Below are 18,291 nucleotides of genomic sequence, written 5' to 3'. Positions count from 1 at the left end.
CGGCCCCCGCCGCCCCCCCACCGGCCGGCCCCGCGTCCGAGGTGTCCCTCCGCCTACCGGCCGGCCCCCGCGCTGTCGAAGTCGAAGCGGTCCAGATCCCGCAGCCACGCCTCGGCGTTGCCGTCGGACGGGGCCCGCCAGTCACCGCGCGGGGAGAGGGAGCCGCCCGCCGAGACCTTCGGCCCGTTCGGCATGGCCGAGCGCTTGAACTGCGAGAACGCGAAGAAGCGGCGGCAGAACACCTCCAGCCAGTGCCGGATCTCCGCCAGGTCGTACGCGACCCGCTTGGCCTCGGGGAAGCCGGGCGGCCAGGCGCCGGACTCCGGGTCGTGCCAGGCGTGCCAGGCCAGGAAGGCGATCTTGGAGGGCCTCAGGCCGTAGCGCAGCACCTGGAAGAGGGTGAAGTCGTGCAGCGCGTACGGTCCGATCCTGGACTCGGTCGACTGCATCTCCTCGCCCGGGACCAGCTCCGGGCTGATCTCCGTATCCAGGATCGCGGCCAGCACCGCGCCGGTCTCCTCGTCGAACTGGCCACTGCCGATCACCCAGCGGATCAGGTGCTGGATGAAGGTCTTCGGGACGCCGGAGTTGACGTTGTAGTGGCTCATCTGGTCGCCGACGCCGTACGTGGACCAGCCGAGCGCCAGCTCGGAGAGGTCGCCGGTGCCCAGCACGATGCCGCCGCGCTGGTTGGCCAGCCGGAACAGGTAGTCCGTGCGCAGCCCGGCCTGCACGTTCTCGAAGGTCACGTCGTACAGCGGCTCGCCGGAGGCGAAGGGGTGGCCGATCTCCCGGAGCATCAGCCGCGCGGTCGGCGTGATGTCCAGTTCGGCCGCGGTGACGCCGAGCGCCCGCATCAGCGTGTGGGCGTTGTCCTTGGTGTGGTCGCTGGTCGCGAAGCCGGGCAGGGTGAAGGCCAGGATGTCGCTGCGCGGCCGGCCCGCACGGTCCATCGCCCGGGCGGCGACGATCAGCGCGTGCGTGGAGTCGAGGCCGCCCGACACCCCGATGACGACCTTGGGGCCGCCGATCGCCGCCAGCCGCTGCTGGAGCCCGGCGACCTGGATGTTGTAGGCCTCGTAGCAGTCCAGGGCGAGCCGCTCGGGGTCGGCCGGTACGAACGGGAACCGCTCGACGCGCCGCCGCAGCCCGAGGTCGGTGACCGGCGGCTCCAACCGGAATTCGACCGTCCGGAAATCGCCGGTCCGTGCCCCGTGGGTCCGGCGGTTGTCGTCGAAGGTGCCCATCCGCTGCCGCTCCTGGCGCAGCAGGTCGAGGTCCACGTCGGCCACCGCGTACTGCTCGTCGAGCGGGAACCGGTCGGTCTCGGCCAGCAGCACCCCGTTCTCGAAGATCATGGTCTGTCCGTCCCAGGACAGGTCGGTGGTGGACTCGCCCAGTCCGGCCGCGGCGTACACGTACGCGGCGAGGCAGCGGGAGGACGCCGAGCGGCACAGCAGCTTGCGGTCCTCGGCCCGTCCGATGGTGATCGGGCTGCCGGACAGGTTGAGCAGCACGGTCGCACCGGCGAGCGCGGCCTCCGCGCTCGGCGGCACCGGCACCCACATGTCCTCGCAGATCTCCGTGTGCAGCACCAGCCCGGGCACGTCCTCGGCGGCGAACAGCAGATCCACCCCGAACGGCACGGACGCGCCCCCGACGCGGATCGTCCCGCCCCGCTCGTCATGCCCGTCGGCGAGCTGCCGGCGCTCGTAGAACTCCCGGTAGGTCGGCGGGTACGACTTCGGGACGACACCGAGGATCCGCCCGCGGTGCACGAGCACCGCGCAGTTGTAGATCCGGTTGCGATGCCGCAGCGGGGCGCCGACCACCAGCACCGGCAGCAGCTCCGCCGACCCGGCCACGACCGTCGCGAGCCCCGCCTCGACCTGGTCCAGCAGCGCGTCCTGGAGCAGCAGGTCCTCTATGGAGTACCCGCACAGGCCCAGCTCCGGGAAGACGGCGACGGCGACGCCCTCGTCCGCGCACCGGCGCGCCTGCCGCAGTACCGCCTCGGCGTTGGCCCGCGGGTCGGCGATGACGGTGTGGCCCGTACACGCGGCGACACGCGCGAAACCGTGCTGATAGATCGACCAGAAGTTCAACGGGACATCCCTCGTGACTGAACAGACCGCAGCGGCGAAGCGTTGCTCCAACACCAAAAGCCTAATTCCCGCTGCACGGCCACCCCACCGCGGATCACCACCCGGGGGGGCGCCGGTAGAGGGGCCGAGGAGCGCTGCCTCGGCATCATCCGCTCCGACGCGCGCATCCGCTCCCGGGATCCTGACCTGGCTGATGATGCCGCTGGCGATCGTCATGGCCTGGCCCTGGTTCCGCTGGCTGCCCCGGCCGGTCCTGACCCGCGCCAGGACCGGCCGGGGCACCCGGCAGGCCGGCGCCGAGGTCTCCCCCGGCGCCGGCGCGTCCCCCTCCGCTCCCTTGGCGGCGCCACCTGCCGCCGTGCCCGGGCCGGCGTACGTCACGGCGGATCCCCGGGACGAGAGCCCCTCCGCCACCGGCAGTACGGGCCCCGGCGGTCACCTCGACCCCGTGCACCACCGCCCCCGGCCGGGAACTCATGCCGGGGGCGGCACACTTCCCCGGCGACCCGGGCCCCTGCCGTGACCGTTCCCTACGGCGTTCCGGACTTGTTGAACCCCTTGTCGAGGTACGGGTGCTGGTCCACGACGAAGCCGTCGTCCGCGACGAGGCGGGCGATGCCGCCCTGGTCCCGCCAGACCTCCCCGGAGGAGTTGAAGGAGAACCCGCCGTACTGCTGGTGGGTCTCGTTCGTGTAGACCCGGTAGCGCTGGCCGGGCTGGATCACCGTCCCCGGGGGGAAGGGGAAGGAATACCCGGTGGGCTTGCACTGCACGGCCCAGCCGGTCAGGTCCTGCGGCGCGCCGCCCTTGTTGTGGATCTCGACGTACTCGTCGGCCTGCGCCGGTCCGGTGCCCTGGTATCGCAGACCGGAGATGACCACGTCGGGCTCGTCGAACGCGAACGCGCAGACCACCTCGGCGAAGTTGATGCCGCCCTCGGGGCTGCGGAACTGCTGGACGATCTGACCGCCCCGCTTGAACCCGCTCAGGACCGCCCGGTACTGCTTGCCGTCGATCGTGACCGGCTGCGGGTGCACGAAGGTCTGGAGGTCGACCAGATCGTCGTCCGCGGGGCTGGAGTTGGTCGTGTTGGGTGTCTCGTTGTGGTGGAAGCTGAAGCTCAGGTCGGTGGTGCTGCCGTCCTCGAACATGACGTTGATGGTCAGGTGGACGTCGAACACGCTCGGGGTGACGTTCGTGGGGACGTTGCGGTGCACGAAGGTGCCGATGACGAACTCGGTGCCGTCGAGCTGGACGTCCGCGGCCGCCCCGCGGAACTGGTAGCCGCTCTGGGAGTTGTTGCTGCCCCACCTGATGTCCGCGGTGCCCAGGCCGTCGAGCGGTGAGACGGCCGGAGTGGTGGAGGGAAAGACGCCGGAGGTGACGACGGTGGTCATGATGTCTGCTTCCTGCTCTCGTGGTCCTCGGTCCTCGGTCCTCGCCCTCAGTCCTCGTCCTCGATGACCTCGGCCTTGAGCTTGGCCGGCGGCGCGGTGCCGATCTGGGCGACGCCGTCGGTGCGGCGGCCGGGCGTGGCGCCGTCGGCGGCCTCCAGGCCGCAGGTGTAGACGAGGCAGTCCTTGTCGTCGCCGGTCGTGTTCAGGTGCACGTGGTAGGTGAAGGTCAGCGTGCGCCCGTCCTGGCTGACCTCGGCCCGGACAGGGGGCAGGTTGCCCCGCGTCGTCTGGTCCATGCGCTTGTACTGGGCGCCCACCACCCCGTTCCAGCGGAACCCGGTGGGCGCGGTGAAGACGTGCTCGCGTTCACCGGCGTCGACCGTCTCGCTCCAGTTCGGCGTGCGCACACAGACGTTGACGGTGGTGCCGAGGCCCCCGGGGGCGTCCTCGACGCCGCCCTCCTGCCAGATGACCAGGTCAAGCTTCTGCGCGCGTCCCTGTTCGTAACCCCAGTCGTAACCGTTCGCGTACTGGTCCTTCTCGCCGCGCGCACCGTCTCGCGGCGGGTCGGCGTAGGGCCGCCCGGCGAGAGCGTCGGCGCGGCCCTGCTCCTCGCCCCGCTTATAGGCTTCCTTCTTGGCCTGCACGTCGGTGGTCATCTCCGCGTTCCTCCTGGGACTGTGATCGAAGCATGTGACGAAGGGGGACGTCCGGTGCGGGAGCCCCGGACGGCGGGCGGTGCCCGCCGCACCGCACGGCGCGTGGTCCACCAGTTGCGGGACGCCATGGGGAGCGGCGTCCGGAAGGCAGAGGACGTGAGGCAGGACGCCGCCCGCGGCTTCGGGCGGGGCGTTCGCGCGGGCATCACGGCACGCACCGGGCCGTCTCGGGGGAATCGTTAGCCCGGCTCCGCGGGCGGTATGCCGCCGTTCCGCCGTTCGAGAATGCCGGATCGATTCTGCGTCACTTGTTCGAGTGGACTTGAGGCACGCGGGAGTGCGACGGGGGAGTGCGGGCGTACGAACCGCGACGGCCCCGAGCCGCACCGGAGGCGCAGGCGCCCCCTGATGCCCGCCGCCCCCGCTCACCGCCCACTCCGGTGGACCCCGTTGCCGCCCGCCGCCCGCGGCCGCTCCCTCGTGCGGGTGGAGCGCTCGGTCGCGCCGCTCCCGCGGGACCGGTCCGGCCGGTATGCAGGGGAGTGCCAACGACGGCTCGGAAGGAGACCGACATGCGGGAGACGAGGCCGTGGAAGTGGAAGGGGGCGGACGCCACCGGGGCCACACCGCGCCCGTGCCGGGTGGTGACGGCATGACGGCCGGGGCCCCGGCCCGCCCGGACGAGCGGGCGGCTCCGGACGCGGACGGCCCGCTGGGCACCGTCGCGGGGAACGGCACCGCCGGATTCTCCGGGGACGGCGGGCCCGCACCGGCAGGACAGCTCGCCTTTCCCGCGGCCGTGGCCGTGTGCGGCGGTGCGGTCTTCGTCGCCGACCACGCCAACCACCGGGTACGCCGGATCGACGGCTCCGGCACGCTCACCACGGTCGCCGGTGACGGGCTGCGGGGTTTCGCCGGGGACGGCGCGGACGCGACGCGGGCCCGCCTGGGCTTCCCGGCCGCCCTGGCGGTCGCCCCGGACGGAGGCGTCCTCGTCGCCGACGAGACGAACCACCGGATCCGCCGGATCGACCCGTCGGGTGTCATCGACACCGTCGCGGGGGACGGCTCCCGAGACGGCGGCGATGGCGACGACGGGAACGGCGACGGCGGCCCCGCCGACCGGGCCCGGCTGGACGCCCCCTGCGCCGTGGCCGTCGACGGCACCGGATCGCTGTACATCGGCGAGGCGGGCGGTCGCAGGGTGCGCAGGATCGGCGACGACGGCGTCATCAGCACGGTCGTCGCGGCATCCGGACGGTCCGGTGGCCCCGGTACGGCCCACGCCGGCGAGACGTTCCTGCCGGCGGGCCTCGCGGTCGACGCGGCCGGGCGACTGTACATCGCCGACCCGGCGGGCCGCCGGGTGCTGCTGCTGGGCACGGACGGGACGCTCCGGATACTGGCGGGGCCGACGGGTGCGGGCACCGACGCCGGCACCGATGCCACGGCCGTCGACTGGAACGCACCGTGCGCGGTGGCGGTCGACGGCCAAGGGGCGGTCTACGTCGCCGACATGAACGCGCACCGGGTGTGGCGGCTGGCCGACGGAGCCGCCAGGGTCGTCGCGGGGCCCGCGGGGACCGCGGGGCGCGATCCGGCGGCCGGTGAGGTGGGGAGCAGGGGCACCGCTGCCACGGCCGACACGACCGGCACCCCCGACACGACCGGTACAGCCGATACGGTCGTCGGCACGGCGCTGGCCTATCCGTGCGGTCTCGCCATGGACCCGGCCGGCCACCGGCTGCTCGTGGCGGACAACTTCCACCACCGGATCGTCGCGCTCCCCCTCACCACCACCCCGGCCACCTCTTCCGGGGCGGAGGAACCGGAGCCTCAGCACAACCCGCAGCCCACACCAGCTCCCCCACCGGCCCCGTCCGCCCCGCCCGCACGGCTGCTGGTGCGTCAGGAGGTCGGTGTCGAAGTCCCCCGAGGCGGCGACGAGTTGCTCCACGTACGGGTCTCGTCCGCCGATCCGTGGACCCCGGGACGGGTGGAGCACCACTTCAGGGCCCCGACGGGCTTCGTCTTCGACGGCCGGGCGACCAGCGCGTATTACCGCGAGGATCGCACGGTGCTCCCTGGCGGGGGCACCGACGGCGACCGTGCGGGACGACGGCAGATCGCTGGCCGTCACGGACGAACCCCGGCTGAACACCCGGGAGCATCCGGCGGCGGCCCTGGTCTACACGCTCGGCATCCGGGCCCTGGCCGACGCCGAGCCGGGCCGGTACACCGACGGCCGGGCGGTGATCTCGGGCCGGCCCGAGGTGCGCCTGAAGGCGAGCGTGCTGGCGGACGACGAGTAGCACCGGCGGAAGCGAGGAAACGCGGGGGCACGTACGAGACCGTGAGCCGTCTGTGGCGGCCCGTCCGCCACAGACGGCTCACGGGTGGCCGGGACCCGGCCGCCCGCCGCGCGGCGCTTGCGACGGTGACGGCCCCAAACCCCCAATACGGAAGTAAACGTTTCTCTGCTCCCAGCTCACCCGCTCGAAGGTCGCAGATTGCGACATTACGGATGCAGTGCGTTAGCGTTCGAAACGTGTCCACGCCCACCCTTCCCAGGCTCGGGCCCCCGGGTCCCTTCCCGCACGCCCCGCTCGCGCATCCACTCGACCGGAAGTGGCTGCACTACGCCTTCCTGTCCCGGTGCGGCCGGCAGGCACTGATCGCCAACCTGTCCGTCCTGGGATCCGCCACCGGCCAGGTCTACGCCGACCCGGGCGCTCCGGCCACCGGGCGGCGCAGCGGCACCGGCACGGCGGCCGAGGGACAGCACATGGCGATCCTGCTCGTCCACGCGGAGGGGCACGGCTGGAGCGCGACACAGTTCAACGCCGACCAGCCCGAACTGCCGTGGTCGGCCTTCCGGTGGCCGCATCCGCACGGCCGGCCCGGCGCGTTCCGGGTGGCGGCCCGGTCGGCGGCGCCCGCGGCCGACGTACGGCTGACCCGCACCAGCAGGCCCTGCACCTCGCAGTGCGCGCCGTTCGGCGACGACGAGCACCTGCGGTGGCAGTCGGAGCCCGGGGTCCTGGGAACCGGCACTCTGCGGCACGGCGACGGCACGGTCACGGAGACGGACCTGCTGGGCTACCACGAACGGGTACGCGGTCGCTGGTCCTGGCCCACGCTCGGCGGCTGGGTGTTCGGATTCGTCAACGACCCGTCCGGGCCGGCCGACGCGGCCCCGCCGTCGGCGGTGGTCTTCACCCTGATCCAGCCCGAGCGCCCGGCGGACGCGGCCAACGGGTCGGTGATGCTGTGGAGTCAGGGGCGCGTGATCCGTCACTTCCCCCGCCGCAACCTGCGGGTCGCGGTCAGCGGCAGCCTGGACCGCGACCGCGTGGCGATGGTGCCGCCGCTGGCGGACACGCTGGGCACCCCGCCGACGGCCGCGGTGCCCGGCCGGCTGCTGATCACCGCCCGGCTCGGCGACGACTGTCTCGTCCTGGACTTCCGCTCGCACACGGCGGGCCGGATCGCCAACCCGTCGGAGACGAGCCTGCACCCGTTCAGCGTGCACGAGACCCTCGGCCCGTTCACCGTGGAGGGCCGGGTCGGCGGACGCCCTATCGCCTTCCGTGCCGAGGGCATCGTGGAGTTCGCCGGGGGCGCCCATGACTGAGACCGCCCCCGCTCTCACCGGTGCCGGCCTGCTGGACGAGACCGTGGCCGCCCTGTCCGACCGGGCCCCGGCCGTCCTCGCCGCCGCCGCCGACCACCTGCGCGGCATCCGGCTCGGCCTGCACTTCGACGACGGCAGCCACGCCACGCTCACCGCGCGGCACAGCCGTCTCGTCGTACACCAGGACCGCTGCCCGGATCCCGACGTCGAGGTCGCCTTCGACAACCGGGCGATGAACCTGCTGTTCGACCTCCAGCGCCCGCCCGTCGACCAGGTGCTGTCCGACAGCCTCGACGTCCGCGGCTCCCAGGACGACACCCTCGCCGTGTGGCGGGCCTTCACACTGCTGTCCCAGCGCGCGGCGGGCCTGCGCAGCATGCAGGAACTCTGGGGCGCCTACCGCGAACAGGCCCCACAACTGTGGGGCAGCGCGGCCCCCGCCGCCCCGGAGCCGGCCGCCGACCCGGTCGACTGGACGGCGCTGGACTTCCTCGCCCGGCGCGCTCCCGAGGACGCCCCCGCACCCCTCGTACTGGTCGGCGACACCACCGTACGGGCGCCGCGCATGCTCTGGGACGGCCGCACCAGCACCAGTTGGACGCTGGAGGACACCGTCCGCGACGCGGACCTGATGGAGACCATGCGCCGGTGCCGGGCCCGCACCGGCGAGGAGATCGAACGGCTGCTGCCGGACCGTGAGCCGCGTGCCGAGCTGTACGACCTGATGCGCTCCTACCCCGCCCGCCAGGGCAAGGGCCTGCGGCCCACCCTGACCATCGCCGCGTGCGCAGCGTTCGGCGGACGCCCCGACGACGCCGTACGCGCCGCCGCCGCACTGGAGCTGTTCCACAACGGCTTCCTCGTCCACGACGACATCGCCGACGAGTCCACGCACCGGCGCGGCATGCCCACCATGCACGAGGAACACGGGCTGGGCCTGGCGGTCAACGTCGGCGACGGGCTGAACCTGCTCGCCGTCGACGCCGTCCTGTCCAACCTCGAGACGCTCGGCCTCGCCCGCACCCTCGGCCTCATCCGCGAGGCGGTCCACATGTGCCGGGAGTCCATCGAGGGCCAGGCCATGGAACTGGGCTGGATCCGCCACGAAGTCGTCCCCGAGGCCGACGACGCCTACTTCACGATGAGCACCAAGAAGACCGGCTGGTACACCTGCATCAGCCCGTGCCGCATCGGCGCCGTCTGCGCCGGCGTGACCGACCCGGCCGTACTGGGCCGGTTCGACGAGGCGTTCCGCCTGATCGGCATCGCCTTCCAGATCCAGGACGACATCCTGAACCTGGTCGGCGAGGAGGCCCTCTACGGCAAGGAACCCCTCGGTGACCTGCTCGAAGGCAAGCGCACGGTGATGCTGATCCATCTGTTCCGCACCGCGCACGCCTACGAGCGCCCCCGCCTCCTCGACGTCCTGCGGCAGCGCCGTACCGACAAGACCCAGCAGCACGCCGAGGAACTCCTCGCCGCCATGCGCCGGCACGGCTCCATCGAGTACGCCACCGCACTCGCCGACCGGCTCGCCGCTGAAGGCATCGCCCGCTTCGAAGAAGACCTCCAGGTCATCCCCGAGAACGAAGGCAAAGCCGTGCTGCGGCAGATCGCCCACTACGTCACCTCGAGGCCACTGTGAACCCCACCACGAGCACCCACCCGACGGCCGACCCCACCCCCACCGGCCCGCTCACCCCCACCGACCACCGGGCCTTCGCCTTCCTCGGCCAGATCAACGGCTCGCTGCGGCAGTGCCTGTGCACCCTGGCCCGGCACGGCGTGGCGCTGCGCCGCGACACCCCCGACCGCGCCCGGCTGCTCCTCGACACGGTCCGGCCCTGGCCCCTCTACAAGGGCGGCCAGTTCCTGTTCGACCTGATGGAGTGGGAGGACCTGATGGTCGACGGCGACCCCCCGCCCGTGCTGCCCGCCGAGCGGATCGTCTCCGCCGCCACCTTCCCGGTCCAGTGGCTGGCCGCCGCCACCTCCGAGGCCCCGGCCGCGACGAGAGCCGTCCCCGGCCAGCGCACCGCCGCCGCCCTCGACCTTCCCCTGCGCGTGCTGGCCACCACCGCCCGCACCGCCTTCCTGGGCGCCGCACAGGACCTCACCGACCTCCTCGGCACGTCCGCCCCCCGGGGCCGGAGCGGAGGACGACACCGAACACACCACCACACCCCCGCCGTCCCCCACCCGGACCACCGCCCCCGAACCACCGCCCCTGGAGGCGGGGTTCTACCTCTACGAGGACGTCATCCTCGGCACCCTCGCGGTCCTGGGCCCGCTCCTGTCCGACCACGCCCCTTCCGAGGAGACCCCCTCCGAGGAGACGCCCTCCGAGGACGCCCCCTCCGCCTGACGCGTGGCGCCCGTCTCGCCCCCCACAGGTCACGAGCGGAGCTGCCCGCGCCCCCCGAGCCCGCCACCGGCGGATCCGCCCAAGCGGACACACCCATCCACAGAAGGGAAAAACCCATGGCCACGCAGACCCACGCCCCCGTCCAACCGGGGTCCGAGAACAAGCTGTACATCCTCCAGCAGGGCATCGTCGAGGACGCCCCGGGAGGAGTCCCGGCCCACCTCAGCTTCGGCGTCCTCAGCACCGTCCCCGACCCGGTGAACCCCGGCGACATCACCTTCACCCTCAAGGCCCCCACGGGCTTCGTCTTCACGGGCTGGCTGTCCTGGGCCTACCACGATGTCAACACCCTTCAGGCCAAGGGCAACATGCAGACCACCCAGGGCACCCTGGGCAACCAGGGCCGCACCCTGTCCTTCACCCACAACCCGTACCTCTCCACCAACCAGGAGTGCATCGGCTACGCGGCCCAGGTCACCGCCACGGACGGCGCGACACCGGGCCGCTACACCGACGGCGAACTCCGCGTGGGCGCCGCGAACCCCGTCAAACTCAAGGGCCGGGTCCTCGACCCCGACGAGGACTGACCCCCACCCCGCCGGTGGCTCCACCCCCGGAGCCACCGACGGGACATGCGACACGCGCGTGCCGGTGAGCGTTGAGGGCAGAGCTCGCCACATCCTGTACAAGCTGGGCCTGGGGTGGCCGGAGGCCGACTCCGGCAAACTGCGGGACGCGGCGAAGGCCTGGCGCACGTTCGCGATCCCACACCACATCAGTGATCAGCGAACGGACAGACGCATCCGATCAACTGGGCAACCCATCAAAGAGACACGTCCAGACTGCCGCGTGGCACGGACCTGACCATGAGGAGCTTCGCTCTCGATCATGGCTCGTTGACCCGTCGCCCGGTGTGTAAGGGCGGGGAATCGGGGCCTCGTAACCCGTCGTTGTCTCCGCCGACGCGCCGATGTGATGATGGCGACCATGTTTCACCACGGGGAAGACAGTACGGCAAACTCGCACAAACCGAGATCCCGCCTGTCCGATTACGTGGACATGGACGTCCCGGCACCGGCTGAGCCGGCCCCGCAGCCGGCTGCCGGGGATCCCGAAGCGGACGCGGGCAGGAAGCGGTTCGCGGAGTTGCTGGACAAGTTCCGGCGTACGGCGGTATTGGTGCCGCTGGGCGAGGCGGACCGCCCGGACCATGAGCGGGGGTTGTTGACCGCCGATTTGAACGGCGTGCGGTTCATCCTGGCTTTCTCCGATGGGCAGGCGCTCGCGCGTTACGCACAGGCGCGGGGCGAGTTCGCCCGGGAGTGGACGTATCAGACGATCCTGGGGGCGCGGCTGCTGGATGTGGCGGTCCCGGCCGCCGGAGTGCCCTGTGGGGTGGCGCTGGACTGTGCGGACGGGCCGGACGGGATGGTGTTCCCACCGGTGCGAGGCGTCGTACCCGACGAAGCGGCGGTGGACTTCGAGACGGGGGAAGTGGCATGACCAGCGGTGGGGGCAAGAACCTCAAAGCGGATGGGCTCGCTCTGATCGCAAAAGGCCTGACGGAGGCCCTTGGCGAGTTGAAGGAGCTGGGCATGGTGGGCGAGGCCGGGGCCGGGCGCGGGTTCTCCGACATCGCCCTGACCGGGCTCGAACTCGGCCACGAGGGGTTGACGGGTGAGTTCAAGTCGTTCTGCGAGCGCTGGGAGTGGGGCGTGCGATCCCTGATCAACGAGGGCAACGGGTTCGCCGAGAGACGGGTCTGTCGGCGGGCACGTACTACGAGACCGATCAGTACATCGAGGGCAGCTTCAAGGTCGTCACCAACTCGGCCATCGGTAATCCGTACGCCTCCGAGGAGGACGTGGAGAAGATGGGCTGGGGCTGACATCGCGAAGTCCGGTCCCTACGGCGGCAACGTGGACTACAGCAAGGAGTCCTTCGACAAGGCGCTGGCCAACAGCGGACAGGCATGGAAGGACACCGGCCGGGACGTGATGACCTCGCACACGGTCGGCCCGCTGGGCCTCAACCCCGAGAATCTGCACGACGCGCTCGGCATGTCGGACCAGGAGTACGGCCATTTCCTGGACGACACCTTCGGTCCCTCTCCTGAGGAGCGGGCCAAGGCGGCCGAGCAACCGGGCGCTGAAGGCTGATGGGACTCGGAGACCTCACCAACTCGCTTCTGGGCGGCGCGGAGGACCTCTACGACGCGGGCAAGAAGAAGCTCGGTGAGGGCGTCGACTGGGCCACGGACAAAGTGGGCGAAGGCCTGGACAAGGTCGGTGCGCACGATTGGGCCGACAGTGTGGAGGACTGGGGCGACGAGGTCGCCTCGGACCTGGGCGCCACCCCCGGCGAGCAGCAACTCGGTCAGACGGAGGAGGCCAACGAGCTCGTCCACGGCAATCCGGACAGGATTCGCGAGAGTGCCAGGCACCTGAAGGACTTCCACGGAGCCTTCGACAAGGTGAGTACCGGGCTGAGGAAGGTCGACTCCTCCGGTTGGCAGGGCGACGGCGGTGACGCGTTCCGGAAGAAGTTCGGCGTACACCCCGCCGAGTGGGCACGGGCGTCTGAGGCGTGCGACGCGGCGGCGAAGGCGCTGGAGTCGTACGCGGATACCGTCAAGTGGGCACAAGGTCAGGCCAAGGAGGCCGTGGAGCTCTACAAGAAGGGCGTCAAGGCGTCCAAGGACGCGGTCGACGCGTACAACAAGAAGGTCGACGCCTACAACGCCAAGATCAAGGCGCGTGAGGACCCGGGCCCTGAACCTGAGCCGTTCAAGGACCCCGGCAAGGCCGACGTCAAGGCGGCCGCCGAGAAGCTCGCCGAGGCCCGTAAACAGCGCAACACGGCCGCCTCCGCGGCGCAGGGCAAGGTGAAGGCGGCCCTCGCGCACGCTCCCGCCGAACCACCGCCCCTGGAGCGACTGGGCAAGGACTTCTCGGACGGTTACCAGGCCGCCAACACCGAACTCACGCATGTCGTCGGCGGCGCACTCAAGGGCACGGCCGGACTGCTCAACTTCGTCCGCGGCCTCAACCCCACCGACCCGTACAACATCACCCACCCGGCCGCCTACCTCCAGAACGTCAACATGACGCTGGCCGGCCTCGTCTCCACTGCCTCGCATCCTGAACGGGTTGTCCAGGCAGCCGTCGACGGCTTCAAAAAGGACCCATCCGAGTTCATCGGCCGCCTAATCCCCGAACTCATCGGCACCAAAGGCGCCGGACTCGCCCGCGGCGGACTGCGCATGGCGACCAAGGAGGGCTTGGAATCGGCGGCGCAACGCGGAGTGCGGGAGGGCCTCGAACGTCAAACCGCCAGAGGTTCCGGGGACCCCATGCCCGAACGCGCCGACGTCATGCAGGCGCTGCGCGACTCCAACCCGCAAATCGTGAACAAGAAGTGGCCGGACACTGATGGCCGGTACTATGCGGATCGGGTGCTTTCCGGTGGCCGCCCAGATGGAGAGAAAAGTCTTCGCAGGCCATGGCTACATTGAATCCGGAGCCGGTGAGACCGTGGTTCCGGAGGGCACCTCGATTTCTTTCTACGTGCAACACGGCGACCAGCTTCCCGGCCTCAACGGCCTGACCGTCGAGCGCGGCGTGTACCCAGGAGGATATTCGGAGACATTCCATGCGGGCGACCGAGTTCCAAATTACACATTGGCGCCTCCCGTTTCATCGGGTGGTGGCGGTTTCAGTGTGTTCGAGGATTCGACGACCGTGGGTCAGAGGGCGCAGCTGGGAGAGCTGCTGAAGCCCGGCATGGGAAATGTTCACTGGGCAGCCTGTCGTGAGATCAAGTAGGATGACTTGAACCTTTGAGGAGTTAGGTATGACTGTGATCGAGAAGCGCCACTGGGTGTTGACAGAGGTGTCGCTTGTCATCAAGGGAAGAGATCTCCGCCACGAAGAGATCACGTCGTTCCTTGATATCGAGCCCACAGGTGTGCGCGATCCGGGGCCCGGCAAATGGGACCGCCCGGGCGAGATCGATGGGCAGTGGAGGATCAGTTGCGACGAGCGCACCAGTCGTGGCTTCCACGAACAGTTGGACAATATCCTTACCATCGCGGAACGGAAGCGGGTTGAACTCAGGCAGCTCGCGGAACAGGGATATGAAGTGACCGTCAACCTGTTCGGATTCTCCGGGAACGATTCCACCCTTGCCCTCCGTTCGGAAGACATCAAACGAATCGCCCTTCTGGGCTTCCCGCTCAGGGTCGCAGCCAATATGAACGAACGCTGAGAGGGGGATCACGGAATGGAGTCTGCTGCGATAGTGAAGTCCTGGAATGACCTAAGCGTGTCCTTGGTCGTATCGGGTCAGGAAGCGAACTCTGTCTCCTGGCTTATCGAGTCTCAACTCGTCGACAGCGAAGTAATCTCCTCTTCTGAGGGCGTGGGCATCTACTCAGGTCCCGGTTGGGCCACGCTCACCGTCGACGAGCGGCACTCGGAAGGCGCCGACGGGCAGGCCGCGGAACTTGTGAGAATCCTCAGCCCCCGCAAGCCGGCGCTGGACGCCCTCAGGGAGGCGGGAAAAGCGGTGAAGGTCGACGTAGCAGGCGTTACCGAGTCAGGCTCGGGGCTTTACATCTCGCCAGACGTTCTCGCAGGTCTTGCTGAGCTGGGAGTCCCTGTCACCTTTACGACGGTCCGGGAATCCGGAGAGGACGAGGAAGACCCACTCGCCTGGCTCGGCTGACGAACCTCTGGGAAGGCCGACTAGGTTCTGTCTCTTTGGTCAGCGTAGTGTCCAGATGAGGATGGCGGCTAGGTGGAGTGCGGCCTGGTAGGCGATGGCGAGTTTGTCGCATCGTGTGGCCAGGCCGTGCCACTGTTTGAGGCGGTTGATGCACCGCTCGACGGTGTTGCGCTGCTTGTAGGCGTCCGCGTCGAAGCCGGGCGGGCGCCCGCCTTGGCTGCCCCGTCGCAGACGGTGGCCGGTCTGGTCCGAAGGCTGCGGGATGACCGCGCGGATCTGTCGGCGGCGCAGGTGAGCGCGGATCGCGCGGGATGAGTAGGCGCGGTCGGCCAGGACCATGGTGGGGCGGGTCCGGGGCCGGCCGGGGCCGGTTCTCGGCACCCGGATGCGGGCCATGACCGTCTCGAAGGTGGGCGCGTCGCCGGCCTGGCCGGCTGTGACGGCCAGAGCTAAGGGCGCCGCGCGTGGCTGTCCGCGGCGAGGTGAACCTTGGTGCTCAGCCCGCCGCGGGAGCACCCGAGTGCGTGGTCGGCCGGCTCGTCGCGGCCTTCGGACCCTTTTTGAGTGCTCCGGCGGCGTGCTGGTGGGCCCGGACGGCGGTGGAGTCCACCGACACGGTCCAGCCGATGTCGTCGACGGCGTCCGCTGCCGCGAGGACGGCGGTGAGGATCTTCTCCCAGGTGCCGTCGTCGGCCCACCTGATCAGCCGTTTGTGGGCGGTCTGGAACGAGCCCAGCTCGTCGGGCAGGTCCCGCCAGGGGGAGTTGGTGCGGTACTTCCACGCGATGGCCTCGAGCGTGCGGCGGTGGTCGGCCCACCGCCGTCCGCGAACCGGATCGGCCGGCATCAGCGGCTCGATCCGGTCCCACATCGCATCAGTGATCACTGATCGGACAGGTACATCCGATCAACTGATGAGCCCACCATAGAGACACGCTCTAGGTCGGCGTGAACCCGAAGCTGAACCCGGCGTGCGTGCCGAGGTGTCCGTAACCTAGCGTTCACGCCCGTTCGCCCGTTCGCCCGTTCGCCCGTTCAGCCGGGCAGCCCGTCGGGTCCCGACTGAACGCCGACGGTCCGGCTGAACGAGACGGAAACTGAGACGGACGGTCGTTGCCCGACCAGGCAGTACGCACTGGCCGCAGACATGTCCGGCCGCCGCCGGGCCTTCCGCGGCTCCTCGCTGAGTCCGTGGACCCGCACCTTCTCCAGGAAGCGTCGTTCTCCTACCACCGGATCGCGATGCAGGTCCTTCGCCGGGTCGCTGTACTCCACTGCTGTACGCATGACAGAGGCCCATTCACGATCACGTGAATGGGCCTCTGACCAGCGTCGGGGTGGCGGGATTTGAACCCACGACCTCTTCGTCCCGAACGAAGCGCGCTGCCAAGCTGCGCTACACCCCGATGTCGCTGCTCTCGCGGCGACGACGTTTACTTTAGCCCACCGGTGGCTGTAGGCGAAATCCGGTTCAGCAGCGGTGGCGGACCGGGGTGGGGCGGGTGTGGTCCAGGGCCACGAGGAGGGCGGCCAGGGTGTAGATCGCGAGGCCCAGGAGGAGGGCGTTGGCCAGGGTGCTGCGGTAGCCGTGGGCGGCTGCGTCCAGGAAGGGGTAGAGGTAGCGGGCCGGGTGGGAGGGTGGGAGGGACGCCGCTCGGATGAAGGAGAAGACCAGGTAGGCCAGGGGGTAGAGGAGCCAGGACGCGGTCTGGCGCAGGTGCAGGCGGGCCGCGGGGGTGAGCAGGAGCCAGTCCAGCAGGACTGCCGCCGGGATCACCGTGTGGAGGACCTGTAGTACCGCCCACTGGGCGTGCCAGCGTTCCGGGGCCGTCGTCGCGCCGGTCATGGAGAACGGGGGCGTCGTGTGGGCCAGGAGCAGGTGGTGGACCAGCGCCGCGGTCAGGATGTAGAGGAGCGCGGCGCCTGTTACCGCGGAGGGCAGCGGGGCGGCGGCCCCGCCAGGCTCTGCGCGCCGACAGGAGCATCACCACGGCCAGCAGGACGTTGGCCTGGACGCTGAAGTAGCTCAGGCTGTGGGCCGGGGTGCTCAGCAGGGCTTCCAGCGCGACACCGCCGGCCGCCGCCACGGCGATGACGAGGCGGAACACCGCGACCTGGGGGCGGCGGACCGGGGCCACCACCGCCGTGGCCGGGACCGGGGCGGGCAGTAGCAGGGGCGGGCCCGGGATCGCGGGCAGGTCCGGGATGTCCCTGGGTATCGGGGCGGTCATGCCCTCACGCTAGGAGCGGGGGAGGGGAACGGCGAGGCGGACTGGGCCGGGTGGGTTACGGCCGCTGTCGCCTTCCCCGGCGTTGCCGATTCCCGCCGGACGCGCGAGGCGCGTCCTGCCGTGCGACCGCCTGGAGGGACGCGCGAGGTGCGTACCTCCAGGCGGGCCCATGGCGTCGATGCCTCCGCCCGGTGCCGCAAGGGGCTCGCCCGGTGGGCTACGGCCGCCTCTCCGCCCGGTGCGTCCTACTCCCTGCCCACCAGCGTCAGCAGTGTCGCCTCCGGGGGGCAGGCGAAGCGGACCGGGGTGTAGCGGTTGGTGCCGCAGCCTGCTGAGACGTGGAGGTAGGACGTGCGGCCCTCGGCCGTGTGGGTGGAGAGGCCCTTCACGCGGTCCGTGTCCAGGTCGCAGTTGGTGACCAGGGCGCCGTAGAAGGGGATGCAGAGCTGGCCGCCGTGGGTGTGGCCGGCCAGGACCAGGGGGTAGGCGTCCGCCGTGAACGCGTCCAGGACCCGCAGGTACGGGGCGTGGACCACGCCGAGGGCGAAGTCGTACGTCCCCGACGGGCCGCCCGCCACCCGGGCGTACCGGTCGCGCTTGATGTGGGGGTCGTCCAGGCCGGTCAGCTCGATGGAGACGCCCTCGATCTTCAGGACGCCCCGCGTGTTCGTCAGGTTGAGCCAGCCCGCCTCGTCGAAACCGTCCCGCAGGTCCTCCCAGGGGTTGTGGATGACGCCCACCGCAGGCGCGTTGCCGTTCAGCCCGTGGCGTCCGTTGGTCTTCTCCAGCAGGTAGCGGGCGGGGTTGCGCAGCTTGGGGCCGTAGTAGTCGTTGGACCCGAAGACGTACGCGCCCGGGAACTCCATCAGGGGGCCCAGCGCGTCCAGGACCTCGGGGACGCCCTCGGGATCCGACAGGTTGTCGCCCGTGTTGATCACGAAGTCGGGGCGCAGGCCGGCCAGTGACCGCAGCCAGCGCTGCTTCTTGCGCTGGCCGCCGACCATGTGGATGTCGGAGACCTGGAGGACGCGCAGGGGGCGCATGCCCGGGGGCAGGACCGGGACGGTGACCCGTCGCAGGCGGAAGGACCGGGCCTCGAAGCCCGCCGCATACAGCAGACCGGCGGAGCCGGCCGCCACGATGCCCAGGGGGATTCCGTATCGCGCGCGCATGTC

At 70.7% G+C, this 18,291-nt stretch carries 15 protein-coding genes, 1 tRNA gene and 2 pseudogenes; 11 read left to right on the top strand and 7 right to left on the bottom strand.

Going from position 1 to position 18,291, the window contains the following annotated elements; translation table 11 throughout:
• Positions 1–53: 53 nt before the first annotated feature.
• Complete coding sequence (locus D9753_RS16420) at positions 54–2,105, bottom strand: NAD(+) synthase (RefSeq protein WP_121787689.1); 2,052 nt, start codon at positions 2,103–2,105, stop codon at positions 54–56.
• A 193-nt stretch (positions 2,106–2,298) separates the two neighbouring features.
• On the opposite strand from D9753_RS16420, the gene D9753_RS16415 reads away from it, so the two are divergent.
• Positions 2,299–2,628 carry a hypothetical protein gene (locus D9753_RS16415; protein ID WP_121787688.1) on the top strand — a complete coding sequence of 110 codons (330 nt, stop codon included), beginning with the start codon at positions 2,299–2,301 and terminating at the stop codon, positions 2,626–2,628.
• Between the two features lie 7 nt (positions 2,629–2,635).
• Here D9753_RS16415 and D9753_RS16410 read toward each other — a convergent pair whose 3' ends face one another.
• Positions 2,636–3,502, bottom strand: coding sequence for a lamin tail domain-containing protein (locus tag D9753_RS16410; protein ID WP_121787687.1), 867 nt, complete (start codon positions 3,500–3,502; stop codon positions 2,636–2,638).
• Between the two features lie 47 nt (positions 3,503–3,549).
• A complete protein-coding gene (locus tag D9753_RS16405) occupies positions 3,550–4,161 on the bottom strand; it encodes a hypothetical protein (RefSeq protein WP_121787686.1) in 612 nt (203 codons plus the stop codon).
• Between the two features lie 589 nt (positions 4,162–4,750).
• On the opposite strand from D9753_RS16405, the gene D9753_RS37970 reads away from it, so the two are divergent.
• The 10 genes from D9753_RS37970 (at position 4,751) to D9753_RS16355 (ending at position 14,885) form a co-directional block, all read left to right on the top strand.
• Positions 4,751–7,795: an NHL domain-containing protein gene (locus D9753_RS37970; RefSeq protein ID WP_240468185.1), complete on the top strand. Its 3,045-nt coding sequence runs from the start codon at positions 4,751–4,753 to the stop codon at positions 7,793–7,795.
• On the top strand, positions 7,788–9,440 hold the full coding sequence (locus D9753_RS16390; protein WP_121787684.1) for a polyprenyl synthetase family protein: 1,653 nt from the start codon (positions 7,788–7,790) through the stop codon (positions 9,438–9,440). The genes D9753_RS37970 and D9753_RS16390 overlap by 8 nt, the downstream gene beginning before the upstream one ends.
• Positions 9,437–10,747, top strand: a complete 1,311-nt coding sequence (locus tag D9753_RS37965; RefSeq protein WP_240468184.1) for a hypothetical protein — start codon at positions 9,437–9,439, stop codon at positions 10,745–10,747. The genes D9753_RS16390 and D9753_RS37965 overlap by 4 nt, the downstream gene beginning before the upstream one ends.
• 400 nt (positions 10,748–11,147) lie before the next feature.
• The gene (locus D9753_RS16375; protein ID WP_121791101.1) at positions 11,148–11,663 is read left to right on the top strand and encodes a hypothetical protein; all 516 of its coding nucleotides are present in this window, start codon (positions 11,148–11,150) and stop codon (positions 11,661–11,663) included.
• Positions 11,664–11,868: 205 nt separating this feature from the next.
• On the top strand, positions 11,869–12,048 hold the full coding sequence (locus D9753_RS39025) for a hypothetical protein (RefSeq protein ID WP_338057980.1): 180 nt from the start codon (positions 11,869–11,871) through the stop codon (positions 12,046–12,048).
• Positions 12,049–12,079: 31 nt separating this feature from the next.
• The gene (locus D9753_RS39020) at positions 12,080–12,319 is read left to right on the top strand and encodes a hypothetical protein (RefSeq protein ID WP_338057979.1); all 240 of its coding nucleotides are present in this window, start codon (positions 12,080–12,082) and stop codon (positions 12,317–12,319) included.
• A complete protein-coding gene (locus D9753_RS16365) occupies positions 12,319–13,674 on the top strand; it encodes a putative T7SS-secreted protein (protein ID WP_240468183.1) in 1,356 nt (451 codons plus the stop codon). Before D9753_RS39020 ends, D9753_RS16365 begins: the two co-directional genes overlap by 1 nt.
• A complete protein-coding gene (locus D9753_RS36570) occupies positions 13,625–13,984 on the top strand; it encodes a putative adhesin (RefSeq protein ID WP_163010718.1) in 360 nt (119 codons plus the stop codon). Before D9753_RS16365 ends, D9753_RS36570 begins: the two co-directional genes overlap by 50 nt.
• A gap of 28 nt (positions 13,985–14,012) precedes the next feature.
• Positions 14,013–14,426: a DUF4279 domain-containing protein gene (locus D9753_RS16360; protein WP_121787682.1), complete on the top strand. Its 414-nt coding sequence runs from the start codon at positions 14,013–14,015 to the stop codon at positions 14,424–14,426.
• A gap of 57 nt (positions 14,427–14,483) precedes the next feature.
• Positions 14,484–14,885, top strand: a complete 402-nt coding sequence (locus tag D9753_RS16355; RefSeq protein WP_121787681.1) for a hypothetical protein — start codon at positions 14,484–14,486, stop codon at positions 14,883–14,885.
• Positions 14,886–14,924: 39 nt separating this feature from the next.
• Here the strand turns inward: D9753_RS16355 and D9753_RS16350 are convergent.
• The 4 genes and pseudogenes from D9753_RS16350 to D9753_RS16330 all read right to left on the bottom strand — a co-directional run bounded on the left by D9753_RS16350 (position 14,925) and on the right by D9753_RS16330 (position 18,288).
• Positions 14,925–15,756, bottom strand: a pseudogene (locus D9753_RS16350) (IS5 family transposase).
• Positions 15,757–16,217: 461 nt separating this feature from the next.
• A tRNA-Pro gene (locus D9753_RS16340) sits at positions 16,218–16,291 on the bottom strand.
• 65 nt (positions 16,292–16,356) lie between these two features.
• Positions 16,357–17,116: pseudogene (locus D9753_RS16335) on the bottom strand (Pr6Pr family membrane protein).
• A gap of 245 nt (positions 17,117–17,361) precedes the next feature.
• Positions 17,362–18,288 (bottom strand): metallophosphoesterase, encoded by a 927-nt coding sequence (locus D9753_RS16330; RefSeq protein ID WP_121787679.1) that lies wholly within the window; start codon positions 18,286–18,288, stop codon positions 17,362–17,364.
• Between the last annotated feature and the right edge of the window lie 3 nt (positions 18,289–18,291).

The organism is Streptomyces dangxiongensis, assembly GCF_003675325.1.
GTDB lineage: Bacteria > Actinomycetota > Actinomycetes > Streptomycetales > Streptomycetaceae > Streptomyces > Streptomyces dangxiongensis.
This window is presented reverse-complemented; position numbering and strand designations above follow the sequence as displayed.